Genomic DNA, 17,871 nt, shown 5'->3' with positions numbered 1-17,871 from the left:
GCTTGTTTGTTATTCGTGGGAATTTTAGGTAGAACAGGTTAGTTGTAATTAGCCTGCTTTGTTGTCAATGGTGGAATTTATGTGCGAGTTGAATGATGACGATGTGGTTGCAATGGATGAGGCATTGAGTTTTGCCGATAAATCAATGTCCAAGTATCAGGATTTGATTAAAGGACTTCAGGAGGTATTAACTGGTACTTATAGACAAAAGAGATCGTCATGGCTAACAGATGGTGTTGAATGTGAGGTTTTGCGTGTTGGTGAGGGTTGGCTCAAGGGAAGGATGCGCTTAAATCTGGAGTTCATTCCTGACACCCCGGAAAAAGTTACGCAATATACAGAGGATGAATCTGAAAAACCAGGGGAGCTTAAAGCTTTGCCTGAGTCACCGCTAGATGACTTACGGGCGGAATTGCTTGATACTTAGGCGATCGCTTTAGCTAAGAGCTACCCACTCATGAAGCAGTGCTAAGTGTGGGTGGGCGGTTTAATTAATGGGACGAATAGCAGAACGCAGTACAAGCAAAATCCCTTCAAGTCAAATTTTCAAGGATGTAATGGAAAGGATTATGGAGCTAACCAAACAAGTGATTTTATAGTACATATTTACTTAGACATGATTATTTTGAGCAAATATTTTTACATAAACTGATATTGCGTATATATACTGTTAAAAAACTTGGGTTAACCCGGAATAATATATAACTAAGCATATAGCACTTGCTACTTAAGCTAATAAATACAAGTTTAAGTGAAATGACTATAAAAAAATCCTTGGCTATTAACCAGCCAGAGGTAGGGCAGTTTATTCGTGAACTGCGGCTTTCGGCTGGATTCACGCAAGAACAATTTGCCACTTATTTAGGTGTTAAATATTGCACAATCAATCGTTGGGAAAATGGTCATAATAAGCCCTCTCCACTGGCAATGGAAAAAATTTCCGCTTTGTTAGAAGAGATGGGGGATAGAGTGTAGAATTTGCTGGTTTCTCAGAAAAGCAGCAAGTAGAACTCCGCAAGGTTATTAAAGATAACTTTGCAGCTTTAATTACTGGGCGATTGATTGAGACTATGACGATAATACATTTCGTTCCATGTGGTAATGGCAAACAAGCATCAACGGTAGTAACTATGGCTGCAAGCCCAGAATTACCAGTCGGGAAACGTGCGATCGCAGTTTGTCTGGTTGATGTATTCGGCAATGATGCCGATGCAATAGTAGAAGTGAAATAACGATGTCTATAACTGACTAAGCCTAAGCACAATAACAATAAAGTCTAGTCTGTATAGTAATTTCTAATTCCAAAATGATTAAGTATGACTGCAACTGATCTTTTAGAACAAGCAAAACAGGGAGATGCTGGGGCAATTTCTAGCCTGATGAACAAGGCTTTAGAAGCCAAAGGCATAAAAGTTCAAGCAAGCATTAAAGACGATAGCGTGACTGTAACTGCTGAAGCTCAAGAACTTCCAGAACAGTCTTTTATGGTTGATTATGTTAGTAAATGTATATCTAAATTGAACTTATCAAGAATTAAATTTATATATATTCGTGGGCAGCTAACTGGTAGTAAATATCCAGCTTGGCGGCAAACTATCGATTTGAAAGATAATAAAGTTTTACAAATCCCTGCTATCAACAAATCTACATCTTCTACTAATTCAAAATCTCAACTAGGGCAAGTTAGCATATTCAATATTTTAGTTCAATTTAGAGAAATAATTAATACTACACTTTTAGGAGCAATATTAGCCGTCTTAGCTTTTAACTTATGGTGGCAACGACAACCTAAAAATGTGCAGTATGAATACAAAATTGAAAGTCTGGAAGATGTTGTCTTTGACACGAGCATCAATAGATTAGGAGATGAAGGGTGGGAATTAGTTTTTGCACGTAGAGCCTTGGCTGGGGAAGAGTATTCACGTAGGGGAATTTATGAGTGCATTTTTAGAAGAGTCAAAGTTAAAGAATCAAATCAACAGTAATCATAATCATGGATGAAATTGTTAGAAAATTAGCAGGCATTGGATTACCAGCCGTTGTACTTCTCATTACAATGGCAACAACGGGTTTAGCTGGTGCTGCGGCCATTACTGCGGCATTAGCCATGCTAGGGCCAGGCGGAATGGTTGGCGGTATTGTATTACTTGGGATAATAGGATTAGCATCAGATGCACTAACTAAATATGGATTGACAGCACTACTTCAAGGAATCTATCAAGAAAGAAAGGCTAAAGGTGAATCTTTGCATAACCTCTGTAAAGAAATTGATAGTTTACCAATCACTAAAGAATTGAAACTAATTATTAAAGAATATATCGGTTGTATTTAAGGCGATTATAATTGTTTTCTCCACAAGTTATTAGATGCAATTAATAGGGCGTAGACGGAACACTATATTCTCTTTAAATTCCACGAGCAAACTATGAAAATAAAACAATTATTCTTAACCGCAGTAATTGCAAATGCTTGTATTTTTAGCACAGGCATACAGGCAAAAGCTGATACCTACCGTGCCGGAAAATTCACAATTAATATATTCGACACTGAAACCACAAGAGTCTATGTTGGTTGTGACGACAAAGGCAAGTGCATCAGATTAGAAGATGGTACAAAATGGCGTGATAATGGTTATCAAGGTATTACTTGGGCAAATGGTGATTACTATTACTCAGTTTCTTGGAAGGAAGATTCTAATGAAGGAATGTACCTAAATATCGTCCACAACAATAAACGAATACTCACAGAAAAACTTGTAGCAGTTGAGGAAAAGTTACCTGTAATGCCTCTTACATGGGTTACTTGGTGTGATGTCGTCAATATTCAATCTGGACAGTTAGCACTGCGTTTGAGTCCCAATGGTAAACCCAGAGCAGGTTTAAACAATGGTAATCATTTACAACTACATCAACAACAGGGTATTTGGGCCTATGTCACCGTGATTAATGGGCCTAATAAAAAAGTTGAGGGTTTAAAGGGTTGGGTTAATTCTAATTATCTCTCTTGCACCAAAGAACCAATTGATTAAAGAGAAGAAAATTCTCTTGCTCTACTAAGCGATCGCCTCTCCCACCCCATTCTTAGAGAAATCCTCCAAACAATGACCTACTGGCTATTTCAAGGCAACCCCAAGTATTACCGTATCATTGATGGCATCCGCGACTTTGAACAGATGCCGTGGCTGGCCACTCGCTATGCAAAGGACATGGCTCCAGGTGATGGGGTGCTGATTTGGAAAGCTGGGGATCAAGCGGGGATATATGCGATCAGCTACGCTGGGCGCTTGCGCCATCGCAGAGATTATTGAGCCACCCAAGATTATCTCTAGTCCGCCTGATATTGGCTACTGGATTGATACCAGTCGTGTTGGTGTTAAACCCTGTGCCAGGATTCGCTTTACCAGTAAATTGATAGACAAGCCACTGCTACGCCAAGACCTCAAGCTTGATCCTGTGATGAAAAATTTGATTGTGATTCGCCAGCCGAACGCTACAAATTACAAAATTACACAGCAGGAATGGCAACGTGTACATGAATTGAGGACTTAGCAACCGATTCTTGGGGGAAATCGAGTGATGGGCTTTATATACCGTAGGCGATCGCAACATCTAGAAAGTGAAGAATAACGAGCGCGATCGCGTCCAATAACTTCCGGTACAAAACCGAAGTATCATCTTAATAGCATCATGATAACATCTAGCTATGGCCACCCTAATTCCCTCCTTTAATAGCTGCTCAATGACAATGACCCCTGGCGAGAAGAGGTTAGCCCAGAGATTGGAGGAGAAATTAGAGGATGATTATCTGCTGTGGTATAACGTGCCAGTGGGTAAAAAGCGGTTGCATCCAGATTTTATAGTGCTGCACCCCAGTAGGGGTTTGTTCATCCTAGAGGTAAAGGACTGGAAGTTAGACACCATCAAAAGCATCAACCCGGCTACAGTCACATTGATTACAGAGGATGGGGTCAAGGAAGTTAAACACCCACTACAACAAGCCAGAGATTACGCACTAGCAGTTAAGAAGATGCTGGAAAAAGACCCGGCGCTAGTGCAAAAAGAAGGTAATCATCAAGGTAAACTGATTCTCCCTTACGGTTACGGCGTGGTACTCACCAACATCAGCCGCAAGGATTTTAACAGCAGTGAACTAAACGCAGTGTTTGAGGAACACTTGATCATTTGCAAAGATGAGATGCTGCCAAGTACCGATATCGGAGAATTTCAGCAACGGCTTTGGGATTTATCGGGGTATCAATTTGGCAAAACATTAACCAGCAGCCAAATAGATAGAATCCGTTGGCACATCTTTCCAGATTTGCGCCCAGACAATCAATTTACTCCCGATACTTCTACGGATGAAGAAACTGCTGAACTGGTTATACCCGACATTCTAAAAATCATGGACTTGCAGCAGGAACAGTTAGCCAGGAGTTTAGGAGATGGGCATCGGGTAATTCACGGTGTTGCGGGTTCGGGCAAGACGATGATTTTAGCTTACCGTTGTCAGCACCTAGCACAAAAGGATGGTAAACAAATCCTAGTGCTGTGTTTCAATGTTTCCCTTGCTGCCAAACTGCGACAGATGATTGAACACAAGGGCTTGAAAGACCGAGTAAAAGTGAGACATTTTCATGGCTGGTGCGTGGATAAGCTCAAAGAACATCGCATACCTCAACCTAACCGCACAGAATATAGCGGCGAAGCTTACGTAGCAGAATTGGTCAACCGAGTGATTGCGTCGGTGGATGCCAAGTTAATACCGGCTGGGGCATATGGCGCAGTGATGCTGGACGAGGGACACGATTTCAAGCCAGAGTGGTTGAAGTTGATAGCCCAGATGGTTGACCCTGAAACTAATTCCTTGTTAATTCTCTACGATGACGCTCAAAATCTGTATGGTGAAAAACGGGACAAAAAATTCAGTTTCAAAAGTGTAGGTATCCAAGCACAAGGACGCACTACTATACTCAAGCTCAACTATCGCAATACAGAGCAGGTGTTAAAGGTAGCCTACGAATTTGCTAAGGAAGTGATGACACCCACCACTGGGGATGATGACCAAGTGGTACTGGTAGAACCGACTAGCGCTGGAAGACAAGGGCCTGTACCTTCTTTAATTAAACTGCCCAGTTTCAAGCATGAGGTGGAATACTTAGCCCAAAGAGTGCAACAGTTGCATGAGCGAAATATGCCTTGGAACGAAATGGCGATAATTTACCGCTCTAAATTTATGGGCGATCGCATCTACCAGGATTTCCAAAAACTGCAAATACCTGTGGAATGGGTCAATGCCAACAATGACAGCCGCAACTATAACCCAGACGAACAAAGCATTAAACTCATAACCATGTTTTCATCTAAGGGGCTAGAGTTTCCAGTGGTGCTTATCCCTGGCATTGGTTTCATGCCTCATCGGTACAACACGCCCGAAGAGGAAGCGCGGTTGCTGTATGTGGCAATGACTCGCGCAATCGACCAGCTAATTATGACTTGCGATCGCAGCAGTGGATTTACTGAGCGTTTGGAGGTGGTATTGGGTAAGGTTGCAGTTAGATAATGAGGCTGAAGAATGGGCTATCAGCGTTCGCGGAGCGTCCCGCAGGGAAGCTGGGCGCTTTGCGCCATCGCGCAGAGCGCTCATAGCATAGCCCGTCGCATCAAGTTGAAAGCCAGATGTATCAGCTAGTGCTGTAGTTGCTACAAGATTAATCTAGCAATGGTTCACGTTAATACAACTGGCTAAATATCCTACTACAATACAGGGGCTAAGTTATTTTGAGATAAAAATTCTGTATGATAGCTTCAGAATACCTGAAAAATAATCAAATTCTTGCATTTCAGCTAATAGGTCAACAAATAAAATCGTTAACACGCCTAAGATATTTGCAACCACAAGATGAAATCCGTCTAGAATCAGGGCCTCTTATTTTGGAAACTTACAATGAATTTCGACTTTATATGGATGTAGATGAAGGACAAGCAAATATCCTTCTTTTCGATGCAAATTATTCTCAGCAAAATATTAATGAAAATATAAATAGATATCCATATAAGAATCTAATTATTCCTGAGAAAGAACATCAAAACAATGTCATATCTTTATTATCAAAAAACATTTTAAATATTGAAATTATTTCCCGCTCCGATGAAGATTTTGGCTTTTCTAGTATGTGTGGTTTTAAATTTATTTTTAATGATCACCATTTTTTAAACATTGGTGCTTATTTAACTGATGCAAAAATACCGGCTATATGGATTCTAAATCCTGATGAAGTAGATATCAAAAATTTATCTTATCAACCTCTAGTTGAACAAGTAGAAAGTTCAAATAAATTTAGTGATTAAGTAGAAAGTAAGAAACGATATTTTCTGAAAACGAAAATTATTCCACTGCCAGCATTTCTTGAGGTTCGATCTCGCACCTTTCTTGCTCAGTCGGGGCTAAGAGAGATTTCTTAAAAGAATGCCAAACAACAGAAGCTGGGCTTTTGGAACCAATCGCGGCCCGTAATGCCTTGGGATTTCAGGCGAGGGAAGAAAGATACTGCGCCTACTGTGCGATGGCGTAACCGCAAGGGCGTAGCTGATCGCCGCAGCAACAACAGTGCGACCCTTCTTACCCAGATTTTTGCATTCCACGTAATTCAGCAGATTTGGATTGTCCTGATATTCCTTACCGCAGATTTAGGGTGAATCAGCCAGATCCGCACTTTTTCGACAGGGATAGAGATGGGATTGGTTGCGAAAGATAACTTACACAACGAGAAAGTTGTTTTCGGTTAAAGCTAATCCAGTGGATAGTTGAGCTATTTGTACTTGCGTAAACCCGCTATTACTACCATCTTGGTCAAAATATAATGCACCATTAGAAGAGTTGTAAATAAATCGTTGAGTATCGGTTGTTGCAGATGTACCCAAGGTGAATTGACTAGCCGAAAGCGAACCTTCTAACAAACCACCACCAAAACCCTCTACCAATACTTCACCGTCAACTACTATTCCTCCAAATATTTGAAAAACGTCATTGGTTACGTCGAAGTCACCAATATTGACAGCAGTTCCTTGGTAACTATTGAAAACAAAGGTATCAATGCCATCACCACCAAAGAGAGTGTTATTACCTAATGCGTCCGAAGCGACAAGAACATCATTACCGACACCACCCAAAAGGAGATTATTACCTGTAGAATTACTAACGTCCAAGTAATCATCACCAGCGCCACCGTCAAGGGTATTGTTCCCGGATGGACGCGGGCCGTTAAAGTCAACGGCAATTAAAAAGGTAGAAGCAGACAGAAAATCATTGCCATCGCCACCTAATAGCAGATTGTCGCCCCTTGAAAAATCAACATACAGGTTATCATCGCCAGCGCCACCGATGAGGATATTGTTACCAGACGTATCAGTAGCATAGAGATTATCGTTGCCTATTCCACCGAAAAGTAGATTATTGCCCCTGGAAAAATCAACCCTTAATAAGTCATCACCAGCACCACCCAAAAGTATATCATTGCCTCCATTGCCATTGAGGAAATCATTCCCAGCCTTGCCTCTAATCAAATCATCCCCGGTTGTGCCATCGAGGATATCATGACCTTGAGTACCCTTGATAATTGCCATAGCTGTTACCTTGCTCAATAATTCTTGATTAACTTAAGTATTCAAAAAATTAATAGTAAAAATTTGTGAGCTTGTGAACAATTGAAACTACTTAGTATCAGAGTGAATTTTTGATGATGAACCAACTAAATCAACTTGATATTAGCTAGATATAATCAATTTATATTGAAGGTCTACATTTGAACACAACTTTACATACTCTTCATATTAGTCTGTTAGTTAGTTTACGTAGGGGGAATACGGGAGCAAAAGTTTTCAGTGTAGAGACTGGATTCTCAATTGTTGCGGATGTGATAACATTTATTAATTAATTTTTCATAGCAGTACCTTTTCCATGAATCAAGTTCGACTTCCCTCTTCTCGCGTCGCCCTGATTGGTTTGGTAGTTGCAAGTGTATTTCATGCTACTCCCGTGTTGGGAGCTAATTTAACTAGACAAGAATTTTCAGGTAATTTTACCTTAGTCGAAGCTAACCCTTTGTTGAGGGCTTCTTTGCCACAAGAGAGCGAATATTCAGGATTTGTGGTTTACGCAGACAACGGAAGTTTGAACGATTGGCAGTTAACGGTCAATAATCTAGACTTGAATTTAAATCCAGCCTCTACTTCCAGCAGTTTCTTAAAGCCAAGTATCAATTTTGAGCTTAATTCTGGTTCAAATTGGAAATTAGTGGTTGATTTTGGCATTGCTTTTGATGCGCCTAGATATACATTACAAAGAACTTCCATCTCAGAAACCAGCCTGACGGGTGAAGTTGGACGGGCAGGAACATACATTTATCAAGATTCTGCTGCCAATATTAGCGTGAGTTCTTCATCTACATCGATACCCGAACCATCTTGCCTATTCGTTTCATTATTTGTAACTGCTGCGATCGCTGCCTCCAAAAAAGCTAATGAGACTAAAGTTTAAATTTAGCTCAATATATACATCCACAATCTTAAAGCTGCTCCATCTTTATCCCTGGTACTTCCATCATGACAGTAGTAATCGGCACAAGTCGCCCGACTGTGGTGTAATAGCTTGTTCCTACTGGTGTTGTAGTCGAGCGCTCCCGAAACCGTCGCATGGTAATTTTGAACCACTCCCGCGTCTTAGGCATCGGTAATCTGTAAAGTTGACGAGTGTTAACAAAGTAGTAGAATAACCAATCTGCTTCGGTATAGAGAAAGCAGCCGGGTGTTCCTTTCTCAAGATTACTGTAGGTTTCAAAGAAAAAGTTGCGAGTTTTATTCCACCTGTCGCCCTTAATCTCGATTAAAACTTCCCCCTGGTGGCTTGTCCAGATGAGGTCAATATCTCTACATTGATAATCTGGGTCATCTTCAACATTTGTAACACTAACAGTTTCCTTTTGAGAGCGTAGCCAAGCCTCAATATCAGTAGCAGCGAGCTTTGCCACTTCTTGAGCGTTGTGCATTGTATAGCTCATGGGCTATCTCTCCTACCAATAGGGCATACTAGTTGATTATCTTACTTTGATGCTAAAAGCGATGTCTACCAGGAGTCTTACGCGATCGCTGCTGAACTAAAACAAAACTAGACGGTATAGTTTGCCCTTAATGACAGCTTCGCCAGTTGTACCTCTGGTAATGGAATGGCTGGGGAGCAAGTTTGCTCAACGCTGGGTATTCTGGCAAGTGGCATATCATCTGGCATAACAGCGATCGCTTAGACCTCAGTTTAGAACAGATGTTTTAGAAAACCATGCGCCGGGGTGAGCCAGTATTTCTGTATCGCTGTGGAGTAAGGCTGTCGTCATTGCCTGAAGACTATTATTACTGGCGGATGATAGGCGAACACCCGTTAATGCGGATTTATCAACTTGAAGTTAAAGTTGGGGAAGATTAGTTTGGTTATTGCTACCCGAATAACTGGTTAAATACATCAGCTAGACGGTAGCCTGCCAAGCTCATTTGACGTTCAGCAATGGGTTTAGCTGTAGCAGCATAATTTTCTGGTAAGACTTTTCCATCATTTTTATCACTACTGCCAGACAGTATTCCATTAAGATATACGTCCTGTCTGGCTATTTTAAAACTCTCTGACTTCGCCCAGTTATTAAACTTAGTTTCTCTTAACTGGGGTAATTGGTTACGTTGATATGTAGCTCGTAACCTAGTTGCGGTGTTACGAACTGTTTGGAATCTTTCACTGCCAAGGATGAGGTCGTCCCAAAATTTGTGCAAGCTAATGGTTTGGTTATCGGGTCTAACTCGAATATAAAAACTTGTACCACCTCTATCGCCCTCTGGCTCAGGATACTGGTTAGTTATGAGTTTGGTTGTATGCAAGGGCTGATGCACATCTCCTATTAAATGGAACAGCCAACATATTGCAACGGCTTTATCACTATTACTAGGATTGCTTTGAATAACATCAAGGTTTTTTTGGAAAGCAAAGAGAATATTTTCTTCATCAAGAATTTCACGGGGAATTGAGTTTGAGGATCGGTCGGGTTGATAAGGAAAGTTGATGTAATGCCAAGTTGGGCGATTAAATGTATTGTTATCACGGGCTTCATCAGGCCATTTTGCCGCCCACATGAATAAGTATAAATTTTTAGCTTCAGGAGAAATATCAGATTGGTTAAGAGCGTTCCATTGTGCTTCAAACTTAGAATATTCAGGGTGTTCTTTTAAAATTGTTGCTATTTCCTCAATTACTTGTGGATGATTCGGCTTCAGTTCACTATAAGCGATCGCACCTGATACCATATGACCTGCTTTATTCCAGGCAAAAGCAGGTTGTTGCCAAATCACAATTGCTGATAATATTGCTATAACAACAACTTTAATGAAAAAATGACGTTTCAGCATATATTATTACTAGAAATACATCTGTTAGGTGTAATTCTCTTAGTATGACTGCTTTTGATTTGTAATTGATATTAAGTTATATAAGCTAAAATTTTTAGGATGTTTTAAAAAATAAGAATTAATTTTACTATCTTTGTATGACAAAACCTTCTAGCTAAACGGCTGTTTCCACGAGTCACAATTTTCTTTTCTGAATGGCGATCGCCACTTTACTCATTAACTACCTTGTCAACTGCTGTATGTTGGTCAAACAGAGCATTTCAGCCTAATTCTGCATTGACAGATATTGTTAATCAATAGTGGGAATAAAAATTCACGCGACTCGCAATGTAATATTTGTAACTCTCTTGTGTCACTGTAGAAAAAGAATAATCGAAACCTAATTTTAAAACTCTTGATTAGTTAAAACTTTAAGCTCTAATTCCTATAAAAACTAAAGTCTTAAGTTACAAGTTTAAAAATAAAGCTCTCAAAGGCTTGAGAGCAATTATGTTTTTCTAATTTGAAACGAGAGAAATATTATGGTGCTTGACTCGTTGCGTTAGTAACTAGAAGTTTTTCAGGAGATTCCAACAATCTTTCAGCGTATGATTCGGCAACAGGTTTGACCCAATCAGGTGTAATTAAAAAAATCCATATCAGCAAAAATATAAAATTTATAACACCACTAGTTATTGTTAGCGGAGAAATTGATGTTTTCCCAATAGAGCATGAGTAAATTATAAAGCCAGTTATTATCAATGTTCCAATCAATGATAAGGGTATACCAATAAATTTTAATCCCCATAAATTACGATGAAACCCGTAACTACAATTTTCTTCAAAAATTAGATTAAATCTACTAACATCACGAGTTTGATCTATCAAAAATTTTGTGCATAATTCATAAATTTCATCAGCCTCTTGGGGATTACTATTTTCTTCTAAGAGAGTGGGAATATGGATATCAGGAATTAGTAGTTGTAATTTTTTATGCCTGCGTTCCAATATAGCTTTATTGCTTGTATTTCTATGTCGAAGCTTTTGGGTTGTTGGTTTACCACCCCAGGATTGAAATAATTCAGCTTCTTTTCTCTTTCCAATGTTTCGACCAATTTGAGCAAGTAAAGCTGTTCCACCATTTGCAATTCCTAATGCAGTAATTATAGCTAATACAGTATAGTCATTAGGAAAACAACCTATTACAGTCAAAGAGATTGGTAAGACAGTGAGTAGGGCAGGGCCTAATCTTGCTCGTCTAGTATAGTCATCAAAGTTTTTATTAATAAATTCTAAAAATTCTTGCATCATTTGCTTATTTTTCTACTTAATGTGTATTGGTTAAAATGTATAGCTATGTATTCTTATTACGGCAATTGATTCAATACATTTATTTTGTACTAAGTCCAAATATTTCAGTAAATATACTCGTCTCCTATTGACCACGTTTCTTGGTTCTCGCCCACAATCAACATAAGTGCTGGTAGTCCTTCATATTTAAGCATTTCAACAAGATAACTCAAAAGTTTAATATCGTGAATACTTGGCATTGTTGAAATTGCTGGTGGATGTGAATGCCATTCACCAATATAAGACACGATATTTGCCGTTCTTTTTTGTGCAAAGTTAATCTGTTGTTCTAATTCCTGAACCCCGCGAGTAAATCCACTTGGATCAGCTATGCTGTCTATAGGAGCAGGCAGTATATCAACAATAAAAATGGTTTGTAATACTTGGTCTATATAACCTAACAAAACACCACCAGTCTCATTTGGCAGATTGGCGGAACGTAACTCTCTTACTTTTTCTTGTAAGCTAACATACCAAACTATTTTCCATTTGTCAATCAAAATAGTTAACGGTAATGTAACAGATACGTTCTCGACACTAATGGCTCCTGTATCTGGCTCAATGTGCCACACTAAAATTGAAGCATCAGATTGATCCCGTCTGAACCTGATTTGCCTTGCGAGGGTTGCTGCATGAACCTGAAGTAAATCCGTTGCTATCACTTTTGATACATCACGGCATCCTGCACCAACCCAAAGATGCCCTTGATGTTCATCAAGATGTTGTTCACCCCAACTATTATTTAAAATCGCTCCGTAGTATTGTGCTTCTAGCCCGTCTATTCGGATGTCACGTTTTGAATCTTCTAGAAGTAAAACAGATCCATATCCAGACGGAGTTACAAAAACTGATGCAACCCGTTTACTTTGAGCAATCGCTAACTCACGAGGTACAGTTAATGTTGTTGTAGCATCAATTATTATATCCGCCGTCTCAACGGATTTTTTCAACTCAGCATTCGACCAGTTAGTTGCATCGTCAACAATGGCAAAAGCTTTTACATAGTCATCAAAATAAATTTCTTCAACCATTTGCTTGACGGCATTTGCTTTGAATTGACCAACTTGAAAATGTTTAGTGGTGTGTCGAGCTAAGTTGTGAGGTTTAATGTGATCAGGGTCTATAAATGTCCATGTCCCCCATCCTTCTCGATACCATATATCTGCAAGGTTACTACCCAATGCCCCAACTCCTGCAAGCACCCCAGAAAATTCAGATGTAGCGTTAGTAATACCTGAAGCCTGTTGTGCAGATGTAGTTGTCAAAGACAAAGTAATTTCTAGCGGAAAAATGTCAATAGAACGCCAAGTACTAGGTGGGTTAGCAATCTCCTTTGAAAAGGAAATTATTTTGTAATACTTCCCATCTGTTCCATCACTTAATACACCGCAAGCTTCGCCTAATTGTCCCAGATTTATGTTAAGGGAAAAAGCCTTGTAATCATTGCGTTCTATACAACTATTATCACTTCTTTGAATAGGTATTTGAAGAATGAGAAGTATTTTATGATCAGCTTTTTTGGGAATTCCTTCTGAACCTATAAAGCAATTAATTTCGTTACAAAGTAGGTCAAAAAACTTTGCACCTCGTGCAGACAATTGTGAATCAAGAGTGCCTAGATCATATGGGAAGCGTTCAATAGTGCCATGAGTTACTGGCTGAAGTGACATGGCTATACATTTTAACTTTTGTTGTTTATTTTCCTCGCAAGAAGTTGGCAAAAATTTCCCTAGCAGTACTTTATCTTCTACTTGTTCTACAGTTAGAGTAAGCCCATTTTCTTGGATTTTTATATCGAAATCCGGTGGCAAGATTATTTCATAAGGGCTGCGAAAGTAGAATTGTTCAACAGGCTGGTCTTCACGGTGTAGTGTGCCTTTAGCAGTCTCGGATATCCACCAAAGTACTCGATTTAGATGCTTTTGGGGAGTCCAGAAACGCTTCACTACATTCCATGATTCAAAATACAAACACAGTGAAGCAGGTTCACCTTTATTTACATGATTCTGATGAAGAGTAACAGGAAAATTCTGCCGTAATGCTTGGACTTCAGGCATTCTAGTCTCTTCAAAATAGAAGATTAACCCAATTCGTTCTCGATAGAGAATTCCAATTTCATTTCTAGTTGGAACATCATCATTAGTGCAATCGACAACAAGCATTTCTCCCACCTGCTGTTGGTTTGCAACAATTTTTCGCAATTCGACAAGTTCAAAGAATTTGTGTTCAACACAAACTTTGAACATACGACGCGATGTTGGCATGGTTAAAGCCGTTTCAGTGAGAGAGGCTATAGGTTCACCAAACTTAATGTATTCATCAGTCATTTAACCTGCCCTCGGTGCTGGAGAAGATACAATAATGTTCACTCCGTAGTTTGTAAAAGTATTTAAGTTTACTCCTTTATCAGTAATACAAAACTCTAAAGGTTGGGGCTTTTGAACATTTGGCTCTTCCATTGTTACCAGAAATCTTCGTCCACCGATCTGATTTAAATACTTTTGGTAGCAGTTTTTAGCCTGAATGTGGGGAGGCTGTTTTTGTTGATATGCTTCTCTAGAATTGGCGATCGGCTTGCTAGAACTTACTATATACGCGCCTTTTTGTCCGTATAAAAGAAGCTCTTTCACTAAAGGCAGGGGAATTGTTTCATTTTCGCCTTTTTCTGGATTAAGTGCATGATGGCTGCAATGATGAGGAATGTTAAATAAATCCCATTTGAGCCGATCTTCATTTCTATGCAGTTTCGTAGTTCTTACGATGTCTTCAAGTACATCGCAAGTTGAATCACCTACTGCCAAATAATTAGTTTGAACTCCTGCAACTTCAAAGCGAACTTGAAATATAAGAGCTGCTTCGTTACGTAAAACATCGCCTCCATCAACGTGCTTAACGAATGGAGAATGGCAAAAGAATTCAACTCCATCTTTTGCAAGTGAAAAGCCTGGAACTGTCTCTCCAGCATTCGTTATAAGATGCCGACGCGATTCAAAAGGAAGCTTCTCTTTTTCAAGCCAACTCTTAAGCATTTCTGGCTGGGAAAAAACTCTAATGCCTTTACCTTCATGAAGGCGATATCGAGCTTCTTGCCGCCAAAGTACAAATTCTGCTCTATTTTTCCATTGATCTAAGGTAGACGTTTCCAGTACCATTGCAGCTGGAACCCATAATTCAGCAATTTTAATTCGTCCATTCCCTTGGTATTTTGGATTGTGTCGTAACTCAAAGAATTCAGTACTGTTTGATATGTGGTCTTTATCTCCGTGAGTAAGAGCTAAGACATCGATATTATCACGTTTTTCCTCTGCTAACTCTCTGCCTATATGCTCTTTAAGGTTAATAGCTGGTTCATCCTCTTCTTCACCAAGTTTTAAATGACGAAAATCAAAAATTATGCGCTTACCGTTACTCAAAACGATTTGGCTAGTGTCGCCATTTTGTACGGGATATACGAGAATTTTGTGCTTTTCAGCTTTTGAACTAGAGTTATTTTGGTCTTTGTAAAGCATTTTCTTACAATATTTATTCCTACAATATTAACTGTTATTCTGTCCATTTCCAAAAGTAGTAAGTATACTGCAATCCTTTATTTGTTACTTCATAGTCTCGTCGGATAAGGTGAAGATCATAGAGTCGCTTGAGGCGATTACTGGCTGAGTTAATAGCTAGTTTGAGAATTTCTGAAAGCTCAGGCGCAGTCAAACTACCATGAATTGCGAGTAAATTAAGCGTTTCTCGTAAGCTTAATTCTATTTGTCCAATACACTGCCACTTGCCAGTTAATTCTACTACGAGAAAAGCCAGCTTAAGATGCCGAAACTCGATAGCTGCCCCCAAATTGGCAATTGTATCGGGTGTTAATCCTTGAAGCAGAAGAGTGCAATTCGGGCAATGCCCTATATTCATATCTTCTAGTAGCCGAATAATTGTTTCATCGATAAATGAAACGTCTATCAATTGATCTCTAGGAAAGCATAAAAGAATTGCATTGCCTTCGGATTGCTTTTGAATGTAATCCTTTAGCCGTTCAAAAGCTTGGGTTCCTTTCTGCCGTGTTAAAAAAAAACGGTCTGAGAATCCTAAACCTCTAAACAGTTCAGCAATGTCTAAAACTTGAATTAATTCTTGGCTTTCCAACTTTCACCTTTAGTAAATGAACGTTCACTAGAGTTTAGTGAACTCATGCTTATATGATATTTGTTCTTTTCTTAATCGTCAAGTCGAATAAAGTTCTACTGCAACTTGAGTACCCGGAATAAAAGCCAAAGCCGGAAATCCCTGTATTTCCCCAGGGCCAAAACTTTTAATAGCAGCATTATGAGAGCGTAGCCATAAATAGCCCCCAGTTGTATCAACAATCCGTTCTACTTGGCGCAATCCTAAACCGCCACGTCCTGTTGAACGGCTTGTTTTTCCACCTAGAGCATCTGTTAAATAGGTAATTGTATTCTTAATGTTGTTACTTCCAAAGCTGTTAATGAAGCTTCCGGGAATGCCACAGCCAAGATCCCCTACAGCTAGTCGGACGATAACCTGCTCTTGAATTTTAACTTTCTGAATTAAAACACAGCCATATTTATCGCCACTATGCTCAAAAATATTTGTGCATAACTCAGACAATACGCTGATTAAATTGTTGATATGTGAGACTGATAACCATTTACTGTAAATGTTTTCTGCTCGGCAAATTACGCTATTGATATCATCAAAGTTAGAAATTAAACTTACTTCCAAAAGATTAGCTGTATTAGAATCTCTATTCCACCGTTCTTCTATTGGTTTATCTACATCAAAACAATTGTTTTCAATCTCAAACAAAGCCATGCGTTCCAGATACTGGTGAATTTTAGGTAGCATACGACTTAACAAAACTTTACTGCCTGAAGTCTGTTTTAACCTACGTCCCGCAATTAATAGAGCTAAGAGTCCATAAGGACGAATATAGCTTACTTGGCTCATATCAATCTCGTATGCTTTAGCAGGTATAACTTCTTGGATATGATTATAAAAAGCTTCTATAGTTTTTACATCTTCTCCCAAAACATTAGGAACCTTTATAGTTACAGGCTGCAAGATAATTGCCTCTAATGCACATATTTAAAATAAAACATGAAGCTTATTAATAAAAATCCGTAAATTCCACAAAGGATAAGCTTTTGAATATTAAGATAATCTAAAATATTTGTGTATTTATACTAAAAATTAGGCATCCAATTGAGGAACGCTCTTTCAATTTAACCTCCAAACGCAAAATATAATTGCGAATCGGTTATCTTGCCCCAACCACTCAACCCAATCGCACCCCACAGACCGACACCCGTCTGCAAAATAAACAGCGAATCGCACAGCCCCAAACACGCGCTCTACTTTTGTATCAGTTTAATTAACCCCAGTGCGATCGCCCGCCCCAAAACTCACCCCATCCAAGTCCCCCAATCAGGCGCGATCGCAGTCAACTCCTCAAACACCTGCGGCGATCGCTCATCAATTGCCATCATCACCCCCCATCTTTCATCACTACTGAGGGTGAAGAGGAACTGTTTGACGGCATCCACTCCACACGCCACCCGTTCTATCGCAAGCGAAGCGTAAGATTTTACCTGCCCCCACCATGAATCAACTGCATTGTCTTGTCCCTCAACATCCCCCAAACTATGACCTTCATCTTGATTAATGGGGAGGTTAGACAGTGATGATGTGTCAACGACTGGTGAAGTTATATTTATATTAGAAGTGACTGACACCGATTCATAATTTGATTGTTCATCCCGGCTAAACCACTTCTTGAAAATACGATCCCGCCCATCATCCGGTGCAACAAACTTATACACACTCTCCCGCTTCCCCCGTGGCCCCAACCGACCAACATACGACAGCCGTAAATCAATCTTGTTTAATAATTTCTGTGCGATCGCTATCGGTTTCAACTTCTCGCTAACAGTCACATTCAGATAATTCTTGATAACGTGCCGATTCGCCACAGCAAGCGCCTTAAACTCCTGCATCGCCTCGTCAGAACCCCTAACCTGCTTATCAGTCTGGAGGAACTGCAACAAATTCAACTTTTCCAATAACTGCACGGACGATATCAATTGCCCCT

The 17,871-nt window shown here is 39.6% G+C and carries 20 protein-coding genes and 1 pseudogene; 12 read left to right on the top strand and 9 right to left on the bottom strand.

The window, feature by feature from the left end:
- Nucleotides 1-79 precede the first annotated feature (79 nt).
- From H6G83_RS31930 to H6G83_RS31885, 11 genes are all read left to right on the top strand, one after another.
- The gene (locus tag H6G83_RS31930; protein WP_190479686.1) at nt 80-427 is read left to right on the top strand and encodes a KGK domain-containing protein; all 348 of its coding nucleotides are present in this window, start codon (nt 80-82) and stop codon (nt 425-427) included.
- Nucleotides 428-756: 329 nt separating this feature from the next.
- Nucleotides 757-975, top strand: a complete 219-nt coding sequence (locus H6G83_RS31925; RefSeq protein ID WP_190479684.1) for a helix-turn-helix domain-containing protein — start codon at nt 757-759, stop codon at nt 973-975.
- A 95-nt stretch (nt 976-1,070) separates the two neighbouring features.
- Nucleotides 1,071-1,232 (top strand): hypothetical protein, encoded by a 162-nt coding sequence (locus tag H6G83_RS31920; RefSeq protein WP_190479681.1) that lies wholly within the window; start codon nt 1,071-1,073, stop codon nt 1,230-1,232.
- A gap of 84 nt (nt 1,233-1,316) precedes the next feature.
- Entirely contained in the window at nt 1,317-1,985 is a 669-nt protein-coding gene (locus H6G83_RS31915) for a hypothetical protein (RefSeq protein ID WP_190479679.1), read from the top strand.
- 8 nt (nt 1,986-1,993) lie between these two features.
- The gene (locus tag H6G83_RS31910; RefSeq protein WP_190479677.1) at nt 1,994-2,332 is read left to right on the top strand and encodes a hypothetical protein; all 339 of its coding nucleotides are present in this window, start codon (nt 1,994-1,996) and stop codon (nt 2,330-2,332) included.
- A 93-nt stretch (nt 2,333-2,425) separates the two neighbouring features.
- The gene (locus H6G83_RS31905) at nt 2,426-3,028 is read left to right on the top strand and encodes a hypothetical protein (protein ID WP_190479675.1); all 603 of its coding nucleotides are present in this window, start codon (nt 2,426-2,428) and stop codon (nt 3,026-3,028) included.
- A 72-nt stretch (nt 3,029-3,100) separates the two neighbouring features.
- Complete coding sequence (locus H6G83_RS34895; protein WP_199328662.1) at nt 3,101-3,307, top strand: EVE domain-containing protein; 207 nt, start codon at nt 3,101-3,103, stop codon at nt 3,305-3,307.
- The gene (locus tag H6G83_RS34890) at nt 3,261-3,548 is read left to right on the top strand and encodes an EVE domain-containing protein (RefSeq protein ID WP_199328661.1); all 288 of its coding nucleotides are present in this window, start codon (nt 3,261-3,263) and stop codon (nt 3,546-3,548) included. The genes H6G83_RS34895 and H6G83_RS34890 overlap by 47 nt, the downstream gene beginning before the upstream one ends.
- Nucleotides 3,549-3,738: 190 nt before the next feature.
- Complete coding sequence (locus H6G83_RS31895; protein ID WP_242044970.1) at nt 3,739-5,559, top strand: DEAD/DEAH box helicase; 1,821 nt, start codon at nt 3,739-3,741, stop codon at nt 5,557-5,559.
- A 236-nt stretch (nt 5,560-5,795) separates the two neighbouring features.
- The gene (locus H6G83_RS31890; protein ID WP_190479672.1) at nt 5,796-6,347 is read left to right on the top strand and encodes a hypothetical protein; all 552 of its coding nucleotides are present in this window, start codon (nt 5,796-5,798) and stop codon (nt 6,345-6,347) included.
- A gap of 165 nt (nt 6,348-6,512) precedes the next feature.
- On the top strand, nt 6,513-6,695 hold the full coding sequence (locus H6G83_RS31885; protein ID WP_242044969.1) for a hypothetical protein: 183 nt from the start codon (nt 6,513-6,515) through the stop codon (nt 6,693-6,695).
- A gap of 60 nt (nt 6,696-6,755) precedes the next feature.
- Here H6G83_RS31885 and H6G83_RS31880 read toward each other — a convergent pair whose 3' ends face one another.
- Nucleotides 6,756-7,622 carry a calcium-binding protein gene (locus H6G83_RS31880; protein WP_190479670.1) on the bottom strand — a complete coding sequence of 289 codons (867 nt, stop codon included), beginning with the start codon at nt 7,620-7,622 and terminating at the stop codon, nt 6,756-6,758.
- A gap of 334 nt (nt 7,623-7,956) precedes the next feature.
- Between H6G83_RS31880 and H6G83_RS31875 the strand changes: the two genes are divergently transcribed.
- Complete coding sequence (locus H6G83_RS31875) at nt 7,957-8,535, top strand: PEP-CTERM sorting domain-containing protein (protein ID WP_190479668.1); 579 nt, start codon at nt 7,957-7,959, stop codon at nt 8,533-8,535.
- A 28-nt stretch (nt 8,536-8,563) separates the two neighbouring features.
- On the opposite strand, the gene H6G83_RS31870 is transcribed toward H6G83_RS31875, so the two are convergent.
- The 8 genes and pseudogenes from H6G83_RS31870 to H6G83_RS35675 form a co-directional block, all read right to left on the bottom strand.
- Nucleotides 8,564-9,055, bottom strand: coding sequence for a hypothetical protein (locus H6G83_RS31870; RefSeq protein WP_199328660.1), 492 nt, complete (start codon nt 9,053-9,055; stop codon nt 8,564-8,566).
- 430 nt (nt 9,056-9,485) lie between these two features.
- On the bottom strand, nt 9,486-10,442 hold the full coding sequence (locus H6G83_RS31865) for a S1/P1 nuclease (protein ID WP_190479665.1): 957 nt from the start codon (nt 10,440-10,442) through the stop codon (nt 9,486-9,488).
- A 519-nt stretch (nt 10,443-10,961) separates the two neighbouring features.
- Nucleotides 10,962-11,732: a hypothetical protein gene (locus tag H6G83_RS31860; protein WP_190479664.1), complete on the bottom strand. Its 771-nt coding sequence runs from the start codon at nt 11,730-11,732 to the stop codon at nt 10,962-10,964.
- Nucleotides 11,733-11,836: 104 nt separating this feature from the next.
- Entirely contained in the window at nt 11,837-14,098 is a 2,262-nt protein-coding gene (locus H6G83_RS31855) for a ThiF family adenylyltransferase (protein WP_190479662.1), read from the bottom strand.
- Nucleotides 14,099-15,280, bottom strand: a complete 1,182-nt coding sequence (locus H6G83_RS31850; RefSeq protein ID WP_190479654.1) for a ComEC/Rec2 family competence protein — start codon at nt 15,278-15,280, stop codon at nt 14,099-14,101.
- Nucleotides 15,281-15,314: 34 nt separating this feature from the next.
- Nucleotides 15,315-15,908 (bottom strand): hypothetical protein, encoded by a 594-nt coding sequence (locus tag H6G83_RS31845; protein ID WP_190479652.1) that lies wholly within the window; start codon nt 15,906-15,908, stop codon nt 15,315-15,317.
- 78 nt (nt 15,909-15,986) lie between these two features.
- Nucleotides 15,987-16,844, bottom strand: coding sequence for an ATP-binding protein (locus H6G83_RS31840; protein ID WP_190479650.1), 858 nt, complete (start codon nt 16,842-16,844; stop codon nt 15,987-15,989).
- Between the two features lie 341 nt (nt 16,845-17,185).
- Nucleotides 17,186-17,871 (bottom strand): annotated as a pseudogene (locus H6G83_RS35675) (plasmid replication protein, CyRepA1 family); the annotation flags it as partial.

The organism is Anabaena azotica FACHB-119 (assembly GCF_014697625.1).
Classification (GTDB): domain Bacteria; phylum Cyanobacteriota; class Cyanobacteriia; order Cyanobacteriales; family Nostocaceae; genus Trichormus; species Trichormus azoticus_A.
Note: the sequence above shows the minus strand (reverse complement) of the source record. Positions and strands in the feature narration are given on the sequence as shown.

Coding starts and splice junctions, on each gene's coding strand:
- H6G83_RS31850 (WP_190479654.1), bottom strand. CDS start 15,280: ATGCTTTACAAAGACCAAAATAACTCTAGTTCAAAAGCTGAAAAGCAC.
- H6G83_RS31925 (WP_190479684.1), top strand. CDS start 757: ATGACTATAAAAAAATCCTTGGCTATTAACCAGCCAGAGGTAGGGCAG.
- H6G83_RS31875 (WP_190479668.1), top strand. CDS start 7,957: ATGAATCAAGTTCGACTTCCCTCTTCTCGCGTCGCCCTGATTGGTTTG.
- H6G83_RS31870 (WP_199328660.1), bottom strand. CDS start 9,055: ATGAGCTATACAATGCACAACGCTCAAGAAGTGGCAAAGCTCGCTGCT.
- H6G83_RS31905 (WP_190479675.1), top strand. CDS start 2,426: ATGAAAATAAAACAATTATTCTTAACCGCAGTAATTGCAAATGCTTGT.
- H6G83_RS31895 (WP_242044970.1), top strand. CDS start 3,739: ATGACAATGACCCCTGGCGAGAAGAGGTTAGCCCAGAGATTGGAGGAG.
- H6G83_RS31915 (WP_190479679.1), top strand. CDS start 1,317: ATGACTGCAACTGATCTTTTAGAACAAGCAAAACAGGGAGATGCTGGG.
- H6G83_RS31880 (WP_190479670.1), bottom strand. CDS start 7,622: ATGGCAATTATCAAGGGTACTCAAGGTCATGATATCCTCGATGGCACA.
- H6G83_RS34895 (WP_199328662.1), top strand. CDS start 3,101: ATGACCTACTGGCTATTTCAAGGCAACCCCAAGTATTACCGTATCATT.
- H6G83_RS31890 (WP_190479672.1), top strand. CDS start 5,796: ATGATAGCTTCAGAATACCTGAAAAATAATCAAATTCTTGCATTTCAG.
- H6G83_RS31865 (WP_190479665.1), bottom strand. CDS start 10,442: ATGCTGAAACGTCATTTTTTCATTAAAGTTGTTGTTATAGCAATATTA.
- H6G83_RS31855 (WP_190479662.1), bottom strand. CDS start 14,098: ATGACTGATGAATACATTAAGTTTGGTGAACCTATAGCCTCTCTCACT.
- H6G83_RS34890 (WP_199328661.1), top strand. CDS start 3,261: ATGCGATCAGCTACGCTGGGCGCTTGCGCCATCGCAGAGATTATTGAG.
- H6G83_RS31860 (WP_190479664.1), bottom strand. CDS start 11,732: ATGATGCAAGAATTTTTAGAATTTATTAATAAAAACTTTGATGACTAT.
- H6G83_RS31910 (WP_190479677.1), top strand. CDS start 1,994: ATGGATGAAATTGTTAGAAAATTAGCAGGCATTGGATTACCAGCCGTT.
- H6G83_RS31920 (WP_190479681.1), top strand. CDS start 1,071: ATGACGATAATACATTTCGTTCCATGTGGTAATGGCAAACAAGCATCA.
- H6G83_RS31885 (WP_242044969.1), top strand. CDS start 6,513: ATGCCTTGGGATTTCAGGCGAGGGAAGAAAGATACTGCGCCTACTGTG.
- H6G83_RS31930 (WP_190479686.1), top strand. CDS start 80: ATGTGCGAGTTGAATGATGACGATGTGGTTGCAATGGATGAGGCATTG.